At 53.3% G+C, this 23,088-nt stretch carries 25 protein-coding genes; 14 read left to right on the top strand and 11 right to left on the bottom strand.

Annotation, left to right across the window (positions count from 1 at the left end; genetic code table 11):
- Positions 1-141 precede the first annotated feature (141 nt).
- Together WH298_RS17875 and WH298_RS17870 are read left to right on the top strand one after the other, a co-directional pair.
- Complete coding sequence (locus WH298_RS17875) at positions 142-399, top strand: hypothetical protein (protein WP_180823466.1); 258 nt, start codon at positions 142-144, stop codon at positions 397-399.
- Positions 400-563: 164 nt separating this feature from the next.
- The gene (locus WH298_RS17870; protein WP_007891079.1) at positions 564-764 is read left to right on the top strand and encodes a hypothetical protein; all 201 of its coding nucleotides are present in this window, start codon (positions 564-566) and stop codon (positions 762-764) included.
- 36 nt (positions 765-800) lie between these two features.
- On the opposite strand, the gene WH298_RS17865 is transcribed toward WH298_RS17870, so the two are convergent.
- The 4 genes from WH298_RS17865 to WH298_RS17850 all read right to left on the bottom strand — a co-directional run bounded on the left by WH298_RS17865 (position 801) and on the right by WH298_RS17850 (position 2,337).
- Complete coding sequence (locus WH298_RS17865) at positions 801-1,067, bottom strand: biofilm development regulator YmgB/AriR family protein (protein ID WP_007891082.1); 267 nt, start codon at positions 1,065-1,067, stop codon at positions 801-803.
- 65 nt (positions 1,068-1,132) lie between these two features.
- Complete coding sequence (locus tag WH298_RS17860) at positions 1,133-1,423, bottom strand: hypothetical protein (protein ID WP_007891085.1); 291 nt, start codon at positions 1,421-1,423, stop codon at positions 1,133-1,135.
- Positions 1,424-1,601: 178 nt separating this feature from the next.
- Positions 1,602-1,847: a regulatory protein YcgZ gene (gene ycgZ / locus WH298_RS17855; RefSeq protein ID WP_007891089.1), complete on the bottom strand. Its 246-nt coding sequence runs from the start codon at positions 1,845-1,847 to the stop codon at positions 1,602-1,604.
- Between the two features lie 211 nt (positions 1,848-2,058).
- Complete coding sequence (locus WH298_RS17850; protein ID WP_180823465.1) at positions 2,059-2,337, bottom strand: hypothetical protein; 279 nt, start codon at positions 2,335-2,337, stop codon at positions 2,059-2,061.
- A 281-nt stretch (positions 2,338-2,618) separates the two neighbouring features.
- Here WH298_RS17850 and WH298_RS17845 point away from each other — a divergent pair, with 281 nt between their 5' ends.
- The 4 genes from WH298_RS17845 to WH298_RS17830 all read left to right on the top strand — a co-directional run bounded on the left by WH298_RS17845 (position 2,619) and on the right by WH298_RS17830 (position 5,439).
- Positions 2,619-3,131 (top strand): GNAT family N-acetyltransferase, encoded by a 513-nt coding sequence (locus WH298_RS17845; RefSeq protein WP_007891095.1) that lies wholly within the window; start codon positions 2,619-2,621, stop codon positions 3,129-3,131.
- Between the two features lie 172 nt (positions 3,132-3,303).
- Positions 3,304-3,726, top strand: a complete 423-nt coding sequence (gene umuD / locus WH298_RS17840) for a translesion error-prone DNA polymerase V autoproteolytic subunit (RefSeq protein WP_180823464.1) — start codon at positions 3,304-3,306, stop codon at positions 3,724-3,726.
- A complete protein-coding gene (umuC, locus tag WH298_RS17835; protein WP_049851860.1) occupies positions 3,726-4,988 on the top strand; it encodes a translesion error-prone DNA polymerase V subunit UmuC in 1,263 nt (420 codons plus the stop codon). The genes umuD and umuC overlap by 1 nt, the downstream gene beginning before the upstream one ends.
- Positions 4,989-5,187: 199 nt before the next feature.
- Positions 5,188-5,439, top strand: a complete 252-nt coding sequence (locus WH298_RS17830; RefSeq protein WP_007891122.1) for a hypothetical protein — start codon at positions 5,188-5,190, stop codon at positions 5,437-5,439.
- Between the two features lie 9 nt (positions 5,440-5,448).
- Here WH298_RS17830 and WH298_RS17825 read toward each other — a convergent pair whose 3' ends face one another.
- Entirely contained in the window at positions 5,449-7,029 is a 1,581-nt protein-coding gene (locus WH298_RS17825; RefSeq protein WP_180823463.1) for a sensor domain-containing diguanylate cyclase, read from the bottom strand.
- 354 nt (positions 7,030-7,383) lie between these two features.
- On the opposite strand from WH298_RS17825, the gene WH298_RS17820 reads away from it, so the two are divergent.
- A complete protein-coding gene (locus WH298_RS17820) occupies positions 7,384-7,920 on the top strand; it encodes a TetR/AcrR family transcriptional regulator (RefSeq protein ID WP_049851862.1) in 537 nt (178 codons plus the stop codon).
- Positions 7,917-9,035 carry an MFS transporter gene (locus tag WH298_RS17815; protein ID WP_180823462.1) on the top strand — a complete coding sequence of 373 codons (1,119 nt, stop codon included), beginning with the start codon at positions 7,917-7,919 and terminating at the stop codon, positions 9,033-9,035. Before WH298_RS17820 ends, WH298_RS17815 begins: the two co-directional genes overlap by 4 nt.
- 19 nt (positions 9,036-9,054) lie before the next feature.
- Here WH298_RS17815 and WH298_RS17810 read toward each other — a convergent pair whose 3' ends face one another.
- Positions 9,055-9,201, bottom strand: coding sequence for a hypothetical protein (locus WH298_RS17810; protein WP_007891130.1), 147 nt, complete (start codon positions 9,199-9,201; stop codon positions 9,055-9,057).
- A 182-nt stretch (positions 9,202-9,383) separates the two neighbouring features.
- Between WH298_RS17810 and WH298_RS17805 the strand changes: the two genes are divergently transcribed.
- Positions 9,384-9,776 carry a YgiW/YdeI family stress tolerance OB fold protein gene (locus tag WH298_RS17805; RefSeq protein WP_180823461.1) on the top strand — a complete coding sequence of 131 codons (393 nt, stop codon included), beginning with the start codon at positions 9,384-9,386 and terminating at the stop codon, positions 9,774-9,776.
- Positions 9,777-10,143: 367 nt separating this feature from the next.
- Positions 10,144-10,758: a response regulator transcription factor gene (locus WH298_RS17800; protein WP_007891134.1), complete on the top strand. Its 615-nt coding sequence runs from the start codon at positions 10,144-10,146 to the stop codon at positions 10,756-10,758.
- A gap of 71 nt (positions 10,759-10,829) precedes the next feature.
- On the opposite strand, the gene WH298_RS17795 is transcribed toward WH298_RS17800, so the two are convergent.
- From WH298_RS17795 to WH298_RS17775, 5 genes are read right to left on the bottom strand one after another with little or no spacing between them, the layout of a single operon-like run.
- Positions 10,830-16,391 (bottom strand): AAA family ATPase, encoded by a 5,562-nt coding sequence (locus WH298_RS17795; RefSeq protein WP_180823460.1) that lies wholly within the window; start codon positions 16,389-16,391, stop codon positions 10,830-10,832.
- On the bottom strand, positions 16,388-16,774 hold the full coding sequence (locus WH298_RS17790) for a response regulator (protein ID WP_007891139.1): 387 nt from the start codon (positions 16,772-16,774) through the stop codon (positions 16,388-16,390). The genes WH298_RS17795 and WH298_RS17790 overlap by 4 nt, the downstream gene beginning before the upstream one ends.
- A gap of 41 nt (positions 16,775-16,815) precedes the next feature.
- The gene (locus tag WH298_RS17785) at positions 16,816-17,070 is read right to left on the bottom strand and encodes a XapX domain-containing protein (protein WP_036621728.1); all 255 of its coding nucleotides are present in this window, start codon (positions 17,068-17,070) and stop codon (positions 16,816-16,818) included.
- A 2-nt stretch (positions 17,071-17,072) separates the two neighbouring features.
- Positions 17,073-17,324, bottom strand: a complete 252-nt coding sequence (locus tag WH298_RS17780; RefSeq protein WP_180823459.1) for a DUF1427 family protein — start codon at positions 17,322-17,324, stop codon at positions 17,073-17,075.
- A 57-nt stretch (positions 17,325-17,381) separates the two neighbouring features.
- On the bottom strand, positions 17,382-18,074 hold the full coding sequence (locus WH298_RS17775) for a hydrolase (RefSeq protein ID WP_007891143.1): 693 nt from the start codon (positions 18,072-18,074) through the stop codon (positions 17,382-17,384).
- Positions 18,075-18,307: 233 nt separating this feature from the next.
- Here WH298_RS17775 and WH298_RS17770 point away from each other — a divergent pair, with 233 nt between their 5' ends.
- From WH298_RS17770 to WH298_RS17755, 4 genes are read left to right on the top strand one after another with little or no spacing between them, the layout of a single operon-like run.
- The gene (locus tag WH298_RS17770; protein ID WP_180823458.1) at positions 18,308-20,185 is read left to right on the top strand and encodes an amidohydrolase; all 1,878 of its coding nucleotides are present in this window, start codon (positions 18,308-18,310) and stop codon (positions 20,183-20,185) included.
- Between the two features lie 3 nt (positions 20,186-20,188).
- On the top strand, positions 20,189-20,611 hold the full coding sequence (locus WH298_RS17765) for a DoxX family protein (RefSeq protein WP_007891145.1): 423 nt from the start codon (positions 20,189-20,191) through the stop codon (positions 20,609-20,611).
- The gene (locus WH298_RS17760) at positions 20,598-22,223 is read left to right on the top strand and encodes an MFS transporter (protein ID WP_180823457.1); all 1,626 of its coding nucleotides are present in this window, start codon (positions 20,598-20,600) and stop codon (positions 22,221-22,223) included. The genes WH298_RS17765 and WH298_RS17760 overlap by 14 nt, the downstream gene beginning before the upstream one ends.
- Before the next feature lie 37 nt (positions 22,224-22,260).
- The gene (locus tag WH298_RS17755; protein WP_007891147.1) at positions 22,261-23,082 is read left to right on the top strand and encodes an alpha/beta fold hydrolase; all 822 of its coding nucleotides are present in this window, start codon (positions 22,261-22,263) and stop codon (positions 23,080-23,082) included.
- Positions 23,083-23,088 lie beyond the last annotated feature (6 nt).

The following is a 23,088-nucleotide window of genomic DNA, read 5'->3' as shown; positions in this document are numbered from 1 at the left end:
ATTCGCTGTCATGCGCTGACAGCGAGCATTAAACACTTACCCATTACCACGTCCAAAGATGCTGGCTTAATGCCTTGATGACGGTATGTTGCATTAGGCCAGCAATACGCCATAACACGATAAAATAATCAGGACACCTCTATGGACTTTAAAAAGTTCGAAGCCATTCTACATCTGTGGAAAGACTTGCACTTCACGGAAATAATGCTACAACAGCGTGATAATAAAAGCGAAATCTACGCCACCGGCACAAATAATCATACCCAGAGTCAGCTCTATATTTGCAGCGTTGCCGATGATATTTCCCCGCAGGCGCAACTTAAACAGCTGCGTACGTGGCTGCATAGAATTAATTTAGGCAGGTCGAAACGCATGCTGGTGAGTGCGGAAAAAGAGTAAACGGCTGGCGCTAAATATCGCCGAATCACCTTCACCTTTATCAATACCTATCGACACTTTTGCGCTTCGCTTATTTACAGCGGATAAAACCGACCGCACGAAAAACATATCGTCAGATTATTCGCCATGTCACACTGTATATACATACAAGTATCGGAGGTGACGTGAGAGATGAAAGCCGTCCAACATCGGATCTGTATGCGCTAATTGGTATCGCGGTGGCGGAATTTATCAGGGAAGAGCGGGTATTTAAGGCGCACGATATTTCGTTGTCATTGCATGTCATGAAGTTGGGAACTAACGATGAGGAGTTTCGACATCTTTGCGATGCCGCGATGCGATTACTGGCAGATTTGATGCACTAACGTGCCCCCCAATGAGCTGGGGGACACGATGAATTGTCAGGCGTCGTCTGGCGTATAGCCCACTACAATTTCCAGCGTTCTGCGCAGGATATCTGCCTCAGCACTTCCCTCTGCGGTTTCCAGCGCCATAATCAGGCAGAGAATAATGGCTTTATTACTGACGCGTCCTTCCGTTGCCAGCACGTGGCGGATAACCTTGTCCAATACGGCAGCTTCGTTTCTTAACGTGCTGTCTGCATTGCGAAAATGCTCTGCCAACTCGGTGTCAGGCAGCGCAGAATAGAGGTCGTGATTTTCCGGCATGATTCCAGTCCCGTACTGATAGCGATACATTCAAATTATCTTCACTAAACGCGAGCCACAATCGGTCAATGTTTGCGATTGCTGCCAGACTGTTCTTTATTGCCAAACAACTGCAGAACGTTGTCTCTTTCCGGCTGCTCTTCCCGCCGTTTCTTGCCAGCCGAAATACTGGTGCGCACATCGGTAATGGCGGCAATAATGGCCTCACGCCGATCGTTATCGCTACTCTGCTCTTTCATGCGCATGAGTTGGTCGATCAACGCCTGAGTATTAACGGGGCCCGCCTGCTGCAACAGCACCAATGCCGCTTCCCCAATAATCTCATCGATTAATTTCTGGTGTTCACTTCTATTCATAACGAATTATTCATAACGAATCTCTGAACGCCGCTTCGCCCCGGACCGGGAACTACGGCAGAATGGATGCGCTACCGGAGAAATGTAGCGCAGTACAGCCCGTCACAGGTCATGCATGAAGCAGTGCGTTATCAGAGTAAAGTCTTATAGTTGTACAACCTGGACGTTAAACCTGCTCTCAGCTTTCGCGTTCGAATAACAAGCCGATCAGCTGATGATAGTGATGCTCTTCTTCCGCATTGGCGGCCAATTCGAGTCTGCGTAGCAGCTTGGTGCACAGTGATTTACGGTTGAGATTACGTCCTTCGCGTAAGATTTCAACCACGATCTGGCCCAGCGTTTCCTGCTGCGATGGCAGAGATGCTTTGCTGAAATAGTTGGCAATGGCCTCGACTGAACTCGGCGTGTATCCGTTCTGACGCATAATTGACCCCAATAAAGTAAAATGTTAGGTCACCCGACCTAAGGAAAGTTGTACAGGAAAATCTAAAGCTGTACAAAAAGCTTACTGAACTTATACGGTAGGATTTGTTGCAAAAAGTGCTAACTGGCGCGAATTAGGATAATTGGAAACCTTTTATTTCCAAATTCGTGAGCTCAGCGCCGAAAGGCATCGACGCATGAGCCACGTTTGATCAGCTATCGTCTGCATCCGCTGACGGCATTCTGACGCTACCTTCCTGACGACTCAGTCCGCGTAACGCTGAATGGGCACGATTATCGCTGCCTGCTGGTTGGCGGTGCGTCAGCAACCACTGTTGGGCGCTGGCGATACGCTGCTGTTGCTGCGCGTTTTTTGCTTTTTCAGCCATGCGTGCGAGTTCAGTGAGCAATGAAGAGACGTTAACTTCCTCACGGCGCACCAGCAGCGCATAGGCCGCTTCGCCGATAATTTTTGGTTGTGAATCTGACATCCTCTACCTCCTGAGAATATGGGCTTACGCTTGGTTCTCAGTGTTAACTATAGATCATCGGCGGTTCGCCTTGGCACGCGCGGCCTGCAACGACCCCGGTGCATTATCGATAGATTGCTAACCAGGGTAAAGACCGGCCATGCCGCCGCGCGAAATTGTTAACAGAAATCGCTGGTTATCTTGGGTTTTTGTTACTAACACGCTATGGTGAGTGCCCTTCAGCTGCCTATGCGGCGGCCGATGCAGTGGTCAATAACCAGAATTCAGCAAGGATATCGGGCATGGAGTTCACCATACGCAAAGCGCAGGCAGAGGATGCAGAGCTGCTGCATCAGCTGGGCCGCATGACCTACAGCGCGCATTTTAAACATATGTGGGTTTCCGCAGAAGAACTGGATGCCTTTATCGATAAAGAGTATGGCCTTGCGGAGCTCAACAGCAGCCTCGCGGCCCCGAATGAGAGCTGGCTGATCGCCGAGACGGACAAGCCGATTGGTTTTGCCAAAGTCACCTGGAACACGCCGGTACCCGATTCAGGCATGAGCGGCGCGCTGCTGAATAAGCTGTATCTCAATCCCGAAGAGACCGGCAAAAACTACGGCAGATGGATGTTCGAGAGCATCATCAATGAGGCGCGGGATAAGCGTGAAGGCTATTTGTGGCTGGAAGTATTAGGCGATAACGTCCGCGCGCGAAAATTCTATGAAGCCTTCGGCATGCAGCACATCAAAGATATTCCGTTTATCACCGCCTCGCAGCAGAGCACGCTGCAGATTCTGGGGATGATGATTTAAGCCGCATGTTGCACCCACGACTTGCGCCAGCACGAGCAAGTCGTGGACTTCCCTACAAAATAAATTTCCTTTGCTGCCAACCGCTTTACAAATCCTGCCCGCTTCTGACTTGATCAATCCCGTTAATCGATATTACTGTATACACATACAGTAATAATTTGAGATCGCAGCCATGCAGTTTTATCAGCCCGCGGAGATCCGCGCCATTTTAGCGTTACCCTTGTTCATTAGCCGCGTGCCCTGCGGCTTTCCGTCGCCAGCTCAGGACTACGTTGAACAACGCATCGATCTCAATAATTTCCTAGTCGAGCATCCCAGCTCAACCTACTTCATTCGGGTCAGCGGTGACTCGATGATCGACGGTGGGATTAATGAAGGTGACATGCTGGTTGTGGACAGCTCTCTTAAGCCCAAACACGGTGACATTGTGGTTGCCTCGCTTTCCGGTGAGTTCACCGTGAAACAGCTGATGTTGCAGCCTGAGCTGCACCTCAAACCGATGAATCCCGCCCATGCGATTATTGCTATTCCTGACGCTGATGAGTTCGAAGTCTTCGGCATCGTTAAACACGTGATTAAAACCATAGGCCGCTAATGTTCGCCTTAGTGGATGTGAACGCGTTTTACGCCAGCTGCGAAACGGTATTTCGCCCGGACCTGCGTGGTAAACCGATTGTGGTGCTGTCGAACAACGACGGCTGCATTATTTCCCTCAGCCGGGAAGCTAAAGCACTCGGCATCAAAATGGGTGCGCCCTACTTTAAACATCGCGAAGAGTTAATGCGCCACAAGGTGGTGGTGTTCTCATCGAATTATGCGCTGTATGGCGATATGTCGCGGCGCGTGATGGAGACGCTGGCGCTGATATCAACGCGCGTGGATGAGTACTCGATTGATGAGGCCTTTGTCGATGTCACTGGCATCGACGCTTGCATGACGTTTGACCAGTTAGGCCGTGACATTCGCGATCGCATCTATCAGGACACCCACTTGCGCGTGGGCGTCGGTATCGCGCCGACGAAAACGCTCGCCAAGCTGGCCAACTGGGCCGCTAAGCGCTGGACCAAAGCTGAGAATGTGATGGATCTTTCCCTGCCGCACCGCCAGCGTGAGTTGATGAAACTGGTCAAGGTTGAAGAGGTGTGGGGCGTTGGCCGACGCTTATCAAAAAAGCTCAATCTGATGGGCATTAATACCGCGCTGCAGCTCGCTGAAACCCCCACGGCACTGATCCGTAAACATTTCGGTGTAGTGCTGGAGCGCACGGTGCGTGAATTATGTGGCGAGGCTTGCCTGGCGTTTGAAGAGGTGATTCCCAATCGTCAAAATATTCTGTGCTCGCGCTCCTTTGGTGACCGCATCACCGAATATCATGACATGCGCGAAGCTATCGCTAATTACGCCGCACGTGCCGCAGAGAAACTACGCAGCGAGCGGCAATATTGTCGGCATATTGGCACTTTTATTCGCACCAGCCCGCACGATCCGCATCATCCCTATTACGCCAATGCGGCCAGTCAGACATTGATTACACCTACCGCAGACAGCCGTGACATTATTCAGGCAACGCTCAACTGTTTAGATCGCATCTGGATCCCCGGTAAGCGTTATATGAAAGGCGGCGTCATGCTGGGCGATTTCTTTAGCGATGGTGTCGCGCAGTTTGACCTGTTTGCCGATTATCAGCCGCGTCATAATAGTGAGCAACTGATGGCGCTGATCGACAAGATGAATGCCCACCAGCGCGGTGCGTTATGGTTTGCCGGGCAAGGGATTCAAAAGCCCTGGTCAATGAAGCGCGAGATGCTATCACCCGCGTATACCACCCGACTGGCGGATCTGCCTGTGGCGAAATAGTCGACTCATTCTGGCTCTCGCTGCGCTTATTCGCGTAGGGTCAGTAATAACTGATGATGGCTTATTATCCGCCAATGCCGAGTGTTAATAACATCACTTATTTCGTTTCACGTTGTTTATCCCCCTCTTGAATTACGCGCATGCCAATGCGATATTCAGGCCCTATCATCGCCACAGCGTAATAACATCCGGAGAGCGTATGTCGAGTGAAGAACGCGTGAAAGAGCTGGAAGAAAACGTCAATAGATTAGAAATAGAAGTCGCCGCCTTGCGGGAACTGATGATTAAGCAAGTTGCGGTAAATAACATCACCTTTAAAGGAAAATATGATGAGGTGATTATTCAGCTGGCGAAAGAATATGAGGAGCGCGGTTTAGACGACGAGATGAATAGCAAAATGCACGAGGCGCTGCGTCAATATATCAACTATCAGCTGCCTGCTGTGGAATAACGCGTCGCTTTAGCGCTGTGCGTCACTCATACCCTCAGCGGATGGCGTCACCTGCACGCCCTGTGCGCCATCACGCCCTGCGCGCTTCGCCCGATACAAGGCATGATCGGCGTGCTCCAGCAGTTTTACTGCGCTGATTGAGGCTGGAGAAGCGGTGGTGGCACAGCCGGCGCTGAGCGTAACCTGGCCCTTCGGCGAGGAGATGTGGGGCTGATGCAACACCCGCACCGCTTCGACCACCCGCTTCGCCAGGGTCATGCCCTCATCAAATGAGGTATCTGGCAGGATCAGCGCAAACTCCTCACCGCCATAGCGCGCCGCCATATCTGAACGCCGCCGGGCCACCGACGCTAAAACCCCGCCAATCACTTTTAAACAGTTATCACCCGCGATGTGCCCGTAGGTGTCGTTATAAGCTTTGAAAAAATCGATATCCATCATGATCAGCGAAAGTGGCTTACCGCTAGCCGCAGCGTTTTCCAGCGCCTCCTGCAGAAAGCGGTCGAATTCACGGCGATTCGCCAAACCGGTTAAACCATCGACATGGGCGAGTTGATTCAGCGCGAGGTTGGCGTGATGCAATTCGTCGCGCAGGCTGGTCAGCTCCTGCTGATAGCGCAACACGCGCCGCGCATGACGCAGCTGGACTGTGCCGAGCAAAATGATAGTGAGCAGCAGAATCAGGTTGAGAATAATGTCCTGCCCTCGCCCATTAATCCAGGTGCTGAACAGATCGTCACTGTTGTAACCGGCAGCGACAATAATCGGATAGCGATCGGAGCGCGCAAAGCCAAAAATGCGTGCTTGCCCATCGAGCACCGATTTCCACTGCCCGCTGCCGCGATCCATCCTGGCCAACATCTCCTGAAACAGCGGGCTGGCAGAGAGATTTTTACCGATGTAACTGTCCGGCATCGGCCGGGCATAGAGAACGGTGCTGTCAGCCAGCATTAAAACCAGTACGTCACGTTTACCCAGTTCGTAATAGCTGTAAAAACGGCGGAAATAATCCACCTTGATGGTCGCCAGCAGCACCCCCTTAAAACCGCCGCTGGCGTCACTCACGCGCAGCGAAACCGGAATCACCCGATCGCCGGTACTGCGGCTGGTGATCACCGGACCGATATGTACGCTGTTGCGGCGGTTAACGCGCTGATAGCTAAAATATTCGCGATCGGAATTATTGATATCGGCAGGCACGCGCGCGGCCGAGGTGGCAATCCATTTGCCATTCGCATCGTAATAAAACAGCCCGTGCAACTGTGGCAAACGGCGTTGCAACTCGCGCATGGTATGACTCAGGTCAGCGCCCTGAATATGGGTTGCCAGCTGCAATTGCAAATCGCGCTGTATCTGGCGAAGCGAAAGTTCCGTCTGCAGGAAGGTATCTTCAGCCTGACGCGACTGAGACAAAGCCAGATTCATGGCAGACTCTTGCGCCTGGCGCACCGTTCCCAGCCAGGCTTCGCGCAAGGTCCAGATGTTCATGCTCACCACCGTGACGATCAGCAACACACCGGACAGCACAATGCTTTTGAGCAAACCCGAATCGTTGGTGGCCCGGGTATCCATTTTCCTGTTTAACTGCATTCTGTCCTCTGTTTTCACCCCACCACAGAGTTAAGCATGTAAAAACCGCATAGCGAGACGCTAGCGGATAAGTCAGCCGTTTAGGGTCAACTATCAGAGTAGTCTGTCCTGATAAATGTGACAGAACCCTCCAGGTTGCTGCCATTGTTAACTCCTATGACCAGTAACGAAATATTAATGTAATATGTCTCCACCACACTCTGTGGCTGCAATACACAGCACGCGTTCAATACGAGATTATTCGGTAGCGATATCTACCAGGCCCGCTTAGCGCGGGCTTTTTTTCGCCTCGGCATCATGGCGGAGCGAAATGCCCGGCTTGCAAAAGTAAAGCGATCGGTTTACTTTTTAAGGATGAAAAAGAAACAGGACATCATCCAGGCCGCAGAGCGGCTGTTCTATCTCAACGGCTTTCATGCCACCAGCACCGATCGCATCTGCAGTGAGGCGCAAGTCTCCACGCGCACCCTCTATCGCTATTTCCCCTCGCGCGAAGCGTTAACGGCGGCGGTGCTGGAGGCGCGCCAGGCGCGCTTTTTTGCCGCGTTACACCAGCCAGAACATCCGCATGCGGTAGCCCAGATGTTCGATGTCATGCGTGAATGGATGCTTGAGTACGGCAACAATGGCTGCTTATTCCTCAAGGCATGGGGAGAGTACGCCGCCGAAGATATCGCGTTGGCCCAACAGGCGATGGCGTATCGTCATCATATGCGCGCCTACATTGCACGCTGCGTGAATCCGCAATCATCGCCGGAAAACAGCGCGCTGGCGGATGCCGTTTGGCTGCTGTTTGAAGGGGTGCTGACCTCAGCGTTAGTGTTGGGCGCGGCGGATGCCTGTGCAACCGGCAAAGCAGCAGCGCTGCAGCTGTTAAGCGGTAAAACATGAAAAACTGCGCATTGGGCCTGACGGGCTTTGCGCTTATCGCCGTCACCTACGGAATGGCGCGCTTTGCCTGGGGTTTGATGATGCCCGACGTGATGCGCGCTATTCCGTTTACGCCGCGCATCTCCGGCGTGCTTGCCGCCTGCAGCTTCGCCGCGTACTGCGTGGCGGTCATGCTTGCGCCGATGATGACCGCCCGTGCTGGTGCAAGAATGCCCGCCAGCGTAGCGGCACTGTGCGCGGCAGCCGGCATGCTGATACTGGCTTTAGCCAGCTCGGCCTGGATGCTTGGTGCAGGATTATTTATCGCTGGCCTGAGCGCTGGCCTCGCCTCTCCGGCGCTGGCGGCGGCGGTGAGCCAACGGGTTGACGTTGAACAACAGCCGCAGATGAATACGCTGATCAATGCCGGCACCAGCATGGGCATTATGCTCTCCGTACCGATACTCTTTTGGTTACCGGGCGGCTGGCGCGCAGCATGTGCGCTCTTCGCGCTACTGGCGCTGTGCTGCGTGGTGCCGCTATGGCGCCAGCTGCCAGCAGAGAAAGAAACCGTTCGTCACCCATCCTGGTATCACAGCCTGCGCCAGCGATCCCTGCAGCGGCTGATCGTCATTGCCCTGGTGAGTGGGATTGCCAGCGCAGCCTGGTGGAGCTTTGGTCCAGAACTGCTGCAGCGCATTGCCGTCAAGGACAACATTGTTAGCCTGTTGTGGCTCATCGCGGGTGCGGCAGGTATTGTCGGGGCGCTGACCGGCCCGATGGCAAAATGGCTGGGAATGTCGCAGGTTTACCGGCTGTCACAGTGCTGCCTGGCCATCCCGTTACTGGTGCTGGCGGCCAGCCATCACGCGTCAGGTTGGCTATTTCCCGCCGTGGCGTTGGGGGGCGCGGCGTACGTGACGCTGTCCGGTGTGCTGCTGGTGTGGGGCGCCGCGGCAACAGAGCAAGCTCCCGCCACTGGCGTAGGCATGCTGTTTTTCATGTTAGCGGCCGGTCAGGTCATCGGTTCACTGCTGTTTGGCCAGCTGTATAGCGTTGCAGGCGCGCCGGCCGCGTTACTGCTGTTCGCGGCCCTGCCTTTATTGATGCTGTTCCTTATTCCACGTAACGCTTAACTTTCGCGGAAATAACACCTCATTCATCGCGAAAAGGATCCTTTTTATCATCCTCGCTATCATCGCGCGTTCTCGGTATTTCACCATGCTCAGCCGGATTATCTTTCGCCGGATGGTTTTCCTCACTCACGTCTTTTTTATCCGTCTGTTTTTTTGCATCAGTCATTTTAAACTCCCAGCTTGGTTTAGAATTTAAGTTTAGATCATCCCGGAAAAAATGGCGGAGGTAGGTGATCGCTCATTACCGTTACGCTTAACCATTAAGGATTAAATAACTGTCTGGCGTGCAGGCATAAATATTTGTGCCAGACTTAGCAGCAGATAAGCGAATAAATTCATGGAGAGTATATGAAACGTATTTTTTTAGCTTCAACGCTGCTGTTATTGAGTTTGGGCGCGGGTGCCGCCGAAGGCGGATTCAAGTCGGGAGAGACGGCCCCCCCGCAAAATAATCAGGATGCCGGCTACAAGGGCTCTGAAGACACGGGGCAGACACCTATTTCGCGTATTCGTGATTTCCGTCAGGGTGGTTATGTCACGCTGGAAGGTCATATCATTGAAAAGTTGCAGGGCGATGATTATCGATTCCGCGATGATACGGGAACCATTACCATTCAGGCAGAAAAGTCTACGTTTAAAGAAAAAACCTATTCGGCCGACGATAAAGTTCGCGTCAGCGGAAAGGTTTATGGACGTGGCGATCAAACCACGCTGAAGGTATCGCGTATTGATGAGCCTTGATTACCTGGAATTAGCGCTGTAAAACTTGCCGGGTGAGAGGACTTTCATCCCTCTCACCTGAATCATTTTCTGCAGCACAACTCTACTTACAATCTAGCCTACGGCTTAAAGGATTGTTCAAATTCTTTTCCCAAGCAAATTTTTTATTCCAGTACGCAATCAGGAGTCAGGTAATAAAGGTGTTCAGATCAGTCTCCTTTGCGCTGAAAGGCATTTCCCCGTGTGTTTTTTACGGGCCAGCCAGTTTAATTGCGCAATGAATAATCGATTTGAAATATAAGTTTTTCGCCATTCCTAACACGCCACTTTGCGGGTATATTACTTCGCACAAAGTGAATAGAACTCGTAAGAGTCCCAATGAGTTTTTATGGATAGAACGATTTATATTGTTGACGATGACCCCTCCGTCATCACCGCGCTGAAAAATCTTCTGAGCTCAGAAGGCTACCTGATCTCAACATTTACTTCTCCTGCTCAATTTTTACAGCAATCTCACTTCAGTACGCCGAGCTGTCTGATCGTAGACCTGAACATGCCGGGTATGGATGGCTTCGATGTCTCGCATGAACTCACAGAACGCGGATACGCTATTCCGACTATTTTTCTGACTGGGTTCGGCACTATTCCGCTGACGGTCAGGGCAATGAAGGCGGGGGCGTTTGAATTTCTGACCAAACCCGTGATGCCTGATGACCTGGTACAAGTCGTGTCTGATGCGCTAGCGTTAGCCGAAAAAAGCGTGGCTCTCTCAGAGGAAAAACGAGCGCTGACCGGTCGCTATCACTCTTTGACGCCGCGTGAAAAGGAACTGATGCAGTTCCTCATTCGCGGTTTATTGAACAAGCAGATGGCCGCCGAGATGGGCATCAGTGAAATTACCGCAAAAGTACATAAGCGCAGAGTAATGGACAAAATGTCGGTGCGTTCCATTTCAGAGCTAGTACGGGCAGCAGAAAAGCTAAACTTATTAAAAGATGAATAAGCGCGCTATTTCATTACTATTATGCCGTAGCGCGCCTCCCGCAAAATAGTGCGGGAGGACGACATTAAAAATTAGGTTACCCCATGCACCGGTAGGGTAAACCAGAATAAACTCCCGCCACTCTGGCGATTTTCTGCATTTAGCACGCCACCATGACGCTTGATAATTTCGTTACTGATCGTCAGCCCCATTCCCATACCATCCGCTTTAGTCGTATAGAAAGAATCAAAGATTTTATCGATAACATCTTCTGATAAGCCAGAACCATTATCCGCGACCTCAATACGAATAAAACCAGGCGTAGGATTTGATGAGGCCAGCCGCAGGATTCGCGCGCCAGAATTATCGGCCATGGCTTCGATAGCATTGATGACCAGGTTAAGCAGCACCTGTTGAATTTGTACACTCTCGCAAAAAACCTCATCCCTCTCTGCTTTAATCTCTAACTCCAGAGAAACAGATCGACGCTCAAGCTCCAGGCGTGACAAGGTTAAAATATCGCGCGCCAGCAGATGCATTCTTGCCGGACCATATTCAGAAACATTATTCCGCGTGAGGGATTGTAAGCCGCGAATAATCTCACCTGCCCGGCGACCTTCTTTAATAATTTCTTCTATACCTTCAGTGGCCTTTGCCAGATGCACCGGATCGCGTTTCAACCAGCGCAAGCTGGCACCCGCATTCGCCACAATCGACATCAGCGGCTGATTGATTTCATGCGCGATAGATGAGGTTAACTGCCCCACCGTCGTCGCGCGCGCGACGCGCGCAAGTTCAGCCTGCGCAATCCTCACCGCATCTTCTGAATGGCGTTGCGCGGTGATATCCGTAAGCGTGCCGAAATATTCGGCGACCTCCGGCCAATTTTCTACTGGCTCACCGATGCCTTTAATGTAGCGACATTCACCGTCATCACGGATAATGCGGAACTCTGCCTGCATACTCACGCCATTCAGGACGCTGGTTTCAATCAACTCTTTCAGACAATGAATATCATCAGGATGCACCCGGCTCTGAAACTCCACCATTGAAGTGCTTAGCTGTTCGGCTGGCAGTCCCATGATGCGTTTATATTCATCCGAGATCAGTTGGATATCCGGTGTCAGATGCCAGTGCCAGGTTCCGGTGTTACTGATTTTTTCACCGAGCATCAATGATGTCTGGCTGGCGCGCAGCTGCTTTTCAATTTTCCGCCGCTGGATATTCTCTTCCAACAGTTCGGCATACAGCCGTGCGGTTTCAAGTGAAACCGCGGCCTGGGCGCCGAGCATAGAGACAATGCGCGAGTGTTCAGCAGTGAACACATCCGGCATCAGTCGATTCTCCAGATACAGCACCCCAACCATTTGCGCCTGCCTGAACATTGGCACACACATTACCGCCGCGCCGGAAGCAACCAGATAATTATCCTGACTGAACGGGCTGAACACTTCCGGTCTTCCGGTGCGGATCTCTTGTCCGGTACGGATCACCGCTGAAAGGATCGACAGCGGCAGATCGGTGGCAACCGGTCGCTCATTGACAATTTTAACTCTGACCCCGTCCACCGTTGACGATGCTCTTGCCTGAATTTCAGGCACACTGCCGTCCACTAAACGGATCAAAATAGCGTGCTGCGCCCCGGCCCGCTCCACCAACATCATCATCAAAATATGGATCAGCCGATCAAGGTTTATCTCTTCGGTTAAGGCGCGCATGGCGGTCACCATACTTTGCAAGTCGCTGATGGCCGCGCTTTGCTCGAACGTTACGGTGTTTAAAGCCGTCTGTGGATGCAGGGCTGTTAGATGAGGATAGTGTGCTTCAAGCTGACGTACCTTGGCCCCCGCTCCCCAACGATCCCATGCTAAGTGGGCACCTTTGATATAGCCATCTGCAGCAAAGGTCATGCCGCGAGCATGAGCAAAACGACCGGCAAGCTCACACGCCAGCCCATTGATATGATGGAACTGGCCTTTCCGCGACAGCTCAATGGCCTTTTCATAATGCTCCATTGCCTCCCCGGTTTCACCCGCCAGCCTTAGCAGTTCGGCGCGCAACAGCGCTTCTTTGTCGGCAAAAGTTCCGGCGTTTTCCGATGCCCAGGTAACGATTCTATCCAGATGGCGCTGCAGTCGCTGCCGCATCGTGACATCAAACTCAGTCGGCTGTAGCGGTATAGAGAGTGAGAGCGCGCTGTACAGATGAAAATCCAGCATATGCACATGACCGGGGATGAACGCGGTCAGAGGGGCTGCGTCAGTAAACTGGCGATGAGCGGCAGCATATTCACCGGCGAAAAAATGCGCCATACCTTTATACAGCCGAGCCCAGAACTGCATCAGCAAGAGTGGTTCAATGGCGTTCTCGGGTTTCACCACCGCTAATACGGGCGAGATAAAGTGATCGCCTGAAAATGTCTCTGCTCCAGGCTTACGCAAGAACATGACGTAATCCAGCTGCATACCCAGAATCACTTCCACATCGCGATATTGTGCTTTGCGCACATACGCTATGCCGCGGGTTATTGAGGTATGTACCCCATCCAGATGGTCACCACGCGCCAGGCAATTCATGGTGAGATGACGCAGCGCCAGACACGCTGAGGTGCGATCGCCAATATCCACCGCCACATCAAATGTCGCTTTAGCGCACTCAATGGCGTAACTCAGCGGCATGGTCCAGACACTGACCTGATCCAGTGGCATCAGCGTCCGAGCTTTGTAGCTGACAAAGTCGTGCTTATACACCAGTTCACGCGCCAGCAATGCGCTGGCAAATCCGCGGCTGTACTCATCATACTGATCGCCACACACCACGCCGTACCACGAGAGCGCCAACGTTGATGCACCACTGATGCCTTTGGCCATTGTCAGGTGAAGCAGTTTACACAGGATGATGAACTGCAGACGCGGACTGATAAAGGCCGCGAACGTGCTGGCACTGGCCATCAGGTTCATCACGGCTTCGGTCTTGTGGCAGGTAAGACGCGGCAAAGAGCGGAAGCGCGTATAGGGATTTTTCCCCACATCCTCTTTCAATAACAATCTTGCGGCATCGCACTCCGCTTTATTGGGATAGCGGTCAAGATGGATACCAAAAACCGCCAGCCAGGCAAGCGCTGTCTCCAGTGCTAACTGGCTATCTGACTGGCGCATATGAATCTCAGCAATCAGCGTGGCCGCATCGGCTTTATCCGTTACAGCGCCTGGCGTGGCCAGAATCTCGGAACTCAACGCCAGCGCGGCCGATAAATTACCGTTTAAAAACTCGCACTCGGCTTGCTCAAATAGAAATTCGCCACGCTCTTCTAATCCTGAAACAGCGCTAAGCGCGCGGGCACAGTGTAAAAAACGCAGCGCGGAAACGTAATCACCCATCATTTTTGCTCGCCGCGCCGCTTGCAGTAACAGCTGGCAGAAGGCAGCAGCATCTGGCGTGAGCAGTTCATGATTTTTGAGGGTTATGATGTGATGTGCGGCACTGAACAGTAGCGTATGCGACCTATCCTCGCGGGTTGCCCGCATGTAGAACTCAGCGGCAGCGTGATGAAAATGGTCTTTCACTTCGGACGTAATCAAATTGAGGGCGGCTTCATGCATGCTGTTATGCATAAAGGCATAGCGACTCTCTGTTAACGCAATCAGCCGGGCTTCAACTGCGGGTAACAGCGTTGCCTGGATCGCGCTAACCTCAATGCCCAGAATGTGGCGCAAAACCTGCAAATCATCCGCGCTGCCTAAACAGGCTAGCTGGCCCAAAAGCTGGCGGACGGGATAAGAGAGTAATTGCAGCTGTTGTAATACGCAGGCTGCGACGTTGGCGGTGTAATGGCAGTTTTTGAGTGCCTGCGGATGGTAGGTCCATTTATCAGACGCGAAGTGAGTAATGTGATGATCGCGTACCGCCTGACGGTAAAATTCACGCGTGGCGAGCGGATTACCTGCGGTTTTTTCATGGATAATCTGCGCAAGTTCTGCCGTCTCTGCGCTGCGCGCGTGGAAAAGTCCGGCCAGCCAGTTGGCAATATTTTTGGGCGACAGCGGCTCAGGCGTGATATCCACAATGCGGGTAGCTGCCGCACGGAGACGCTGCAGGCTGGCGGACACCTCGGGACAAGGCAACGCGGCATAATCGCGGTGAGAGATCACCAGTAACAAGGGAATATCTTCACTGGAACGTAACAAATTTTCCAGCAGCTGCAAGGTTGCCTGATCGGCCCAGTGCACATCATCAATTAATAAAATCAGCGGTCGACCGGGTGCCGTAAACGCTTTGACCAGGCTACAGGCCAGCAGATTTAAACGATTTCGCGCATCCAGCGAGTGCGCATCGGTTGGTACGCTGGCTTTTTGATTAAGCAGGATGCCCAATTCGGGCACCAGGTTGACCGCCAAATCGGCATAGTCACCCAGTAGCCGCCCAATATGGGTTTTCCAGCGCGCCATCTCCTCAGCCGGAAGGCCCAGTAAATGCAGCGTCAGCGAGCGGAACGCTGAGGTAAATACGGCATAGGGCAAAATAGGGGAATGCTGGTCGGCTTTCGTCACCGTCAGTAGCGCATTTTTCTCACGCAGGATTTTTAACGCCGAGACCATCAGGGAAGATTTGCCTGAGCCGGGAGATCCAGAAATGGCTACCGTGCAGTGTTTACCGCTACGGCATACCTCATCAAACGCTACTAACATCTCGCTGGCCTGGGCGTGGTCGCTGTACAGCTCGTCGGATAAAAGTATCGAGGTCTGCATGTCCTGTAAGCCTAAGGCAAAAGACTCTACCCTGCCGCCAGGCATCAAATTTGACTCGCAACGCCTGAGATCGGCCAATACTCCCTCAACCGTTTGATAGCGATGCTCTGGCGATTTGGTCAGCAGGCGTAAAATGATGGAGGAGAGTACCAGTGGGACATCTTTGCGCAGCATGTGCGGCGGCAGCGCTTCGGAAGCAATGTGATGGTGTACCCACTCCGCTTCGCCGCCATCGGCACTGCCATAGGGAAGTTTGCCGGTGAGCAACTCATAAAGCACAATGCCCAGGCTGTAGAGATCGCTGACCCGACTAACGCGGTGCGGCGTGCGTGACGTATGCTCAGGCGACATGTAGGCCAGCGTTCCGCCGGCGATAGGTGCGCCCAGCGGCTGCTGAGCTTCGTTTTCCATAAAAGCCAGGCCAAAACCGCCGAGGACAACCTCACAGTCGTCCGTAAAGAAAAAATTGGCGGGTTTTATGTCACCATGAACCACACCTTGCTGATGCAACTTACTAACCGCGTGGCACAAAAGCAGCGCATGACTAATGAACTTCTGGATTTTTCCTGCGGGCATGTGCAGGTAATCGGCCAGTGTTTGGTAGCTGAAAGGCGGGTAAATCAGGGCGTAGCGCCCTTGATATAACGTGTGCCTGATCGGTTTTAGCGCCCAACTTTCTGCTAATGACGCGCGCAGCGCATACTCATTTTTCAACAGCTGGGTAACCTGAAAAGTCGCTTCTTCGCCTGCTGCCGTCGCCAGAACGAAGGTTTCACCGGAGATCTCGTGCCGGCATTCAAGCCATTCCACCAGCCCTTGCTGGGCGAGATGACGGAAGACGATGTCGTCGGACAGCACCAGGCCAGCGTCGTCTGCAATATTTAATGACAGGAACAGCGTACTCATGGGCGCATAGCCTGGGACATAAACGCCAATCGAATGTGTTCAAACAGCAGGTCGATATCTATAGGTTTTCGCATAAAGGTTATCGCGCCCAGATTGATAGCGTACCAGAGCATATTTTCATCACCGTTGCCGGAGATAATAATGCCGGGTGGATTCTCAAGACGCTGAACCAGCTCCCTGAACAAGTCAAAGCCCGACATCCCTTTGAGTTCAACATCAATAATGAACAGCGCAGCGTCCTTCAGCGCCGACGCATCCGCTAACAGCGCCTCTGCCGACTCGAACGCCTGGGTTACATAACCTTCAGACTGAAGCAGATTAGTCAGGCCACTGCGAACAGAACGTTCATCATCAACAACGACAATGCGCTGCGACAGCTGCATGCTGTTTTCCTTAATGATTATTCATTCCCTGAGATCCCTCTTTAAGAGGTTTTGTCGCCTGAAGGCGGTGGTGTGCCACTGATTTTAGGGACACATTCATGACGAAACCAGGCCAGAGTGATCGGCTGACGGTTAATGAGCCGCTGACACAGCGGGACAATCTGCTCGCCCACCAGCATACCAAACAGCCCCAGCAGCGCAATCACCGGTGGCGCAGGTGAGTTGACGTCCATTACGGCATAAATAATGCCAACTAAAATGCCGACGGATAACGAAATCGCATAGGTTTTCAACATCATTATCCCTCCTGTTTTGGGTGTAAAACGAGGCGTTGGGACGGCCTTTCGGCTGCAGTTAAAGTCCGATTTTTATCGTCTAGCGCGGCGGAGGCCACGGGGTGCGTCAATTTTCCCCCTAGCGAACTGCCGATGATCATACCCAGCAAGCCAACTAACGCCACGGCGGGCGGCGCCGGGGAGCGCACCTTGAGCAGCGCATAAAGCAAGCCGATAAACACGCCAGCAGCCAGAGAAATGAGTAAAGGATGCACAGTTCCTCCTGTCAAAAGAGGCAGGCAAATCCAGAACGGATCTGCCCGCCTGAGCAGTTAGCGAATCGGTGCAGGGACCGGAGCCAGAGTACGATGCTCGCTCTTCTGACGTGAAGGCGCTTTATGAACCATGGTGTACGCGTAATCCACACCAATGCCGTAAGCCCCTGAATGCTCTTTGGCAATATCCATTACCGCGTTGTAGGTGTCTTTGTGCGCCCAGTCGCGCTGCCACTCCAGCATCACCTGCTGCCAGGTTACCGGAATGACACCGGCCTGAATCATGCGCTGCATCGCATAGTCGTGGGCCTCTTTCGTGGTGCCGCCCGACGCATCAGCCACCATGTAGATTTCATAATCACCTTCCAGCATGGCGCACAGCGCGAAAGAGTTGTTACAGACTTCGGTCCACAAACCTGAAACCACAACTTTCTTTTTACCGTTAGCCGCCAGTGCGTCACGGACTTTCTGATCATCCCAGGAGTTCATTGAGGTGCGCTCAAGAATATCCTGGCCAGGGAATACATCCAGCAGCTCCGGGAAGGTATTCCCTGAGAAGCTTTCGGTCTCAACGGTAGTCAGCACGGTAGGAATATTGAAAACTTTGGCCGCTTTGGCCAGCGCAACCACGTTGTTTTTCAGTACCTGGCGGTCAATTGACTGCACACCAAACGCCATTTGTGGCTGCTGGTCAATAAAGATGATCTGGCAGTTTTGCGGTGTCAGTACTTCAAGTTTGCTCGTCGTCATGTTGTTTTATCCCATTGAGGTTAATGTCTCGACGCAGTCTAAGAAGCTTTGAGCAGGCAAACTATTATCTATAGGTATAACTATACGAAGGTATACCTATCCTTTTGTATAACTAGACGCTTTCCAGCCCTCCTGAACATAATCCGCTCACGTCCTTAACCTGCGAAATCGGCAGGACATCTCTTTGTCCGCGGCCACTCTTGCTATTGCGGGCATCTCATTCAGGAGGTTTTATGGTTACTTTAGGTAAAGCAGACATCATATTGACGAATGGTCGATTCCATACCGTCGACCGTGGCAACCCCGTTGCCGACGCCGTCGCCATTCGGGACGGTAAGTTTCTTGAAGTCGGCAGTCTGGCCGACGTGATGCAACACCATTGCGAAGGCACCAAAGTGATTGACCTTAAGGGTCATACCGCCATCCCCGGCCTGAACGACTCCCATCTTCATTTGATCCGCGGTGGGCTCAATTACAACCTCGAATTACGCTGGGAAGGCGTGCCCTCCATTGCTGATGCACTGCGCATGCTGCGGGAACAGGCGCTGCGCACACCGTCTCCCCAGTGGGTGCGTGTGGTGGGCGGCTGGACCGAGTTCCAATTTGCCGAACGTCGTATGCCGACGCTGGATGAGATCAATGAAGCGGCGCCCGATACACCGGTATTCATCCTGCATCTCTATGACCGCGCCCTGCTCAACCGTGCAGCGTTAAAAGTGGTCGGTTACACCAAAGACACGCCGAATCCGCCGGGTGGCGAGATCCAGCGCGACAGCAATGGCAACCCAACCGGCATGCTGATTGCGCGTCCGAACGCGATGATCCTCTACTCCACCTTAGCGAAAGGTCCCAAGCTGCCGCTGGAACAGCAGGTGAATTCAACGCGTCAGTTTATGCGCGAACTGAACCGCCTGGGCCTGACCAGCGCCATTGATGCCGGCGGTGGCTTCCAGAATTACCCGGAAGATTACGAAGTGATTGCTGAACTGCATGAGAAAAAGCAGATGACGCTGCGTATCGCCTACAACCTGTTTACCCAACGTCCGGGCCATGAGCTGGAAGATTTCGAAAAGTGGACGGATATGCTGACGCCGGGCCAGGGCAGCGACTATTTCCGCCATAACGGCGCCGGTGAAATGCTGGTATTTTCCGCGGCCGATTTCGAAGACTTCCTCGAACCACGCCCGGATTTGGCGCCAGGTATGGAAGATGAACTGGAGCGCGTAGTGCGTCACCTGGTGGAGCACCGCTGGCCGTTCCGTCTGCATGCCACTTACGATGAATCCATCAGTCGCATGCTGGATGTGTTTGAAAAAGTAAACCGCGACATCCCCTTCAACGGGCTGCACTGGTTCTTCGACCACGCCGAAACCGTAACGCAACGTAACCTTGATCGTATTAAAGAGTTAGGCGGAGGCATTGCCGTGCAGCATCGCATGGCCTTCCAGGGCGAATACTTCGCCGAGCGTTACGGTATTGAAGCCACCCGACACACGCCGCCGGTCGCGCGTATGCTAGAAACCGGCGTGCCGGTTGGTTTGGGAACCGATGCTACCCGTGTCGCTAGCTATAACCCATGGACCGCACTTTACTGGCTGGTGTCTGGCCGAACCGTTGGTGGTATGCAGATGTACGACATCAACGCACGCCTTGATCGTGACACCGCGCTGATGTTGTGGACGCAGGGAAGCGCCTGGTTCTCCAGCGAGCAAGGTAAAAAGGGGCAGATCAAATCCGGTCAGCTGGCTGACATGGTGGTACTGAGCAAAGACTACTTCAGCGTGCCGGAAGAGGAGATTAAAGGGATTGAATCGGTGCTGACCGTGGTGGACGGGAATATCGTCTATGCCGCAGGATCCTTTAGCGCGGAAGCACCGCCTTCGATTCCGGTCCTGCCCGATTGGTCGCCCGTCGTCATGGTGCCTGGCCACTATCGCAGCGCACCGCCCACCACAACAACTCGCGTTGGTATGATGCAGCAAGCCCATCACTGCAGCGGCCCGTGCGGCGTACATACCCATTCGCATGAGATTGCGCGCGGCGCCAACCTGCCTGTTTCGGAAGAGAACGCCTTCTGGGGCGCGCTTGGCTGCAGCTGCTTTGCCTTCTAAACCATGAAACATTCACTCTCTCAGCCGCCCCGCATTGATGCGGGGCTGTTCTTCCTGCGTCTGACGGCCTGCCTGCTGTTGCTTCACGTACACGGCCTGCCGAAAATATTTCATTTCAGCGAAGAACTGACGCGTATTGAGGATCCTTTTGGCCTCGGTGCTTACATGAGTTTGCTTCCGGCGATTTTTGCCGAAGTGGTCTGTCCGCTATTTATCCTGCTCGGCGTCTTTACCCGCCTCGCCTGTCTGCCGATTATCGGCGTATTACTGGTAGCGATGGTGTTCGTCCATCCCGACTGGAGCGTGGCGGAAGGACAGTTTGGCTGGCTGTTGCTGATCATCTTTACCACGCTTGCACTGACCGGCGCCGGACGCTGGCGCCTCTTCAGCGCAGAATCAGCGGAGGTGTCACGTGGCGCAGATTAATGATGTTCACGATACACCTGATGCGGATGTACCTGCCGTTGCGGTGGCCGTTTCGCCGTGGCAGCCGCTGCGCCAGCGGGTGTTCCGCATGCTATGGATTGCGACAGTGGTATCGAATATCGGTTCGTGGATGAACGATGTGGGCGTCAACTGGACCATGCTGACGCTAAGTGCCGACCCGCTTTCCGTGGCGCTGGTGCAGGCCGCCAGTAGCCTGCCGATGTTCCTGTTTGCCCTGCCATCGGGTGTGATGGCAGATATTGTTGATCGCCGTAAATACCTGCTTTTCTCGCAGATTTGGGTGTTTATCGCCGCGGCGGGCCTGACCTTCCTCTCCTGGGCTGGGCTGGTGACACCGATGGTGCTGCTGATTGCCGCGTTCCTGTTGAGCACCGGCGCGGCGATGAGCTCTCCGCCGTTCCAGGCCATCGTGCCGGATTTGGTCAGCAAGGAAGAACTTGGCCCCGCCATTGCGCTTAACTCGCTTGGTATCAATATCAGTCGCGCGATTGGCCCGGCGCTAGGCGGCCTCATCCTGTCTTTTGCCGGCCCGTGGATGGTATTTCTGCTCAATGCGCTCTCGGTACTCGGCGTGTTTATCGTGCTGTTCGTATGGAAAGCGCAGCCCAGCGTGCAACGTTTGCCACCGGAACACTTCTTCCCGGCGGTGCGAGCAGGCGTACGTTATGTTCATGCCGCACCGGTGCTGCGTAATGTGCTGGTACGTACCGTCGCCTTCTTTGTCTTTGGCAGTGCCGGTTGGGCGTTATTGCCGCTGGTGGCACGGCGGGAGCTGGGCCTCGGGCCAGGCGGCTACGGCATCATGCTGGGTTGTATCGGCGTAGGGGCGATTTGCGGAGCGCTGTTATTACCGCGTATGCGTAAACGCTTCAATCCTGACCGCTTAATGGTGCTGGCGAGCATCATGTTTGCTATCACTATGCTGGCGCTGGCGTTCATCCGCCACATCTGGCTGCTTAACGCTTTCGAGTTCTTCACCGGTTTTGCATGGATTGCCGTTCTGTCCACGCTCAACCTCGGTGCACAGCGTAGCGCGGCAAAATGGGTTAAAGCCCGGGCGCTGGCGGTCTATCTCACGGTGTTTTTTGGCTCAATGACGTTAGGCAGCGCCATCTGGGGGCAACTGGCCTCCCACTTCAGCATCTCACTCTCTCTTACCGTGGCCACCCTGGGCATGTTACTGGCGAGCCTGACAGTGATGCGCTGGCGGCTGGATCAGGATCCCGATCTGAATCTCGATCTCAGCACGGTTAGCGATCCCTTGCCTGAGCTGGAGATTAGACACGACCGCGGCCCGGTGATGGTGAGCTATCACTATCAGATCAACCGCAGCGATGCACATGGCTTTGCGGTCTGTATGCAGGATATGCGCCGTGTCCGAAGGCGTGGCGGCGCGATGAACTGGTCCCTTTATGAAGACATGCTGCAGCCCGGCATATTTGTTGAGAACTTCGTCGTCGGTTCGTGGATGGAACATCTACGCCAGCGCGAACGTTACACCATCAACGATCAAAAGATTCAGGATCGTGTGTTGGGATTCCATCAAGGCACAGAACTTCCGGCAGTGCGTTATCTCGTGGCGCCTGAATAAGGCGCACTCTTTCATCAAAATCGTATAAGGCAGGAACATGAGCACATTAAAGACTCAGGATGGTACGCAGATCTATTTTAAAGATTGGGGTACAGGTAAGCCGGTGCTGTTCAGCCATGGCTGGCCGCTAGACGGTGATATGTGGGACAGTCAGCTAAACTTCCTGGCGGAGAATGGCTATCGCGTTATCGCGTTCGATCGCCGTGGCTTTGGTCGCTCCGAACAGCCGTGGGAAGGATATAACTACGATACCTTTGCGGCTGATATAAATGACCTGATCACGCATCTCGATCTGCAAAATGTCACGCTGGTCGGTTTCTCGATGGGTGGCGGCGATGTGGCGCGCTATATTAATAATTATGGCACTGCACGCGTGGATGGCTTAGTACTGCTGGGCGCGGTGACTCCGATTTTCGGCAAAGCCGCCGATTATCCTGCAGGAGTGGATCTGTCGGTGTTTGAAGGCATTCGTCAGGGCTTGAGAAAAGATCGTGCGCAGTTCATCAGTGATTTCGCAACGCCATTTTATGGTATCAACGCCGGTCAAACGGTTTCACAAGGGGCGTTGACGCAGACGTTAAATATCGCGCTGCTGGCCTCCCTGAAAGGCACCATTGATTGTGTTACCGCCTTCTCCGAGACGGATTTCCGTCCAGATATGGCAAAAATCGACGTTCCTACGCTGGTCATCCACGGTAGCAACGATCAAATCGTGCCTTTCGAAACCACAGGGAAAGTCGCTGCTGAAATGATCGGGGGGGCGCAATTGAAAGTGTATGACAACGCGCCGCACGGCTTTGCGGTTACCCATACCGAACAGCTGAATGCCGATTTACTGGCCTTCCTGCAATCGCTGTAATTGACG

This window comes from Pantoea nemavictus (assembly GCF_037479095.1).
Classification (GTDB): Bacteria; Pseudomonadota; Gammaproteobacteria; order Enterobacterales; family Enterobacteriaceae; genus Pantoea; species Pantoea nemavictus.
This window is presented reverse-complemented; position numbering and strand designations above follow the sequence as displayed.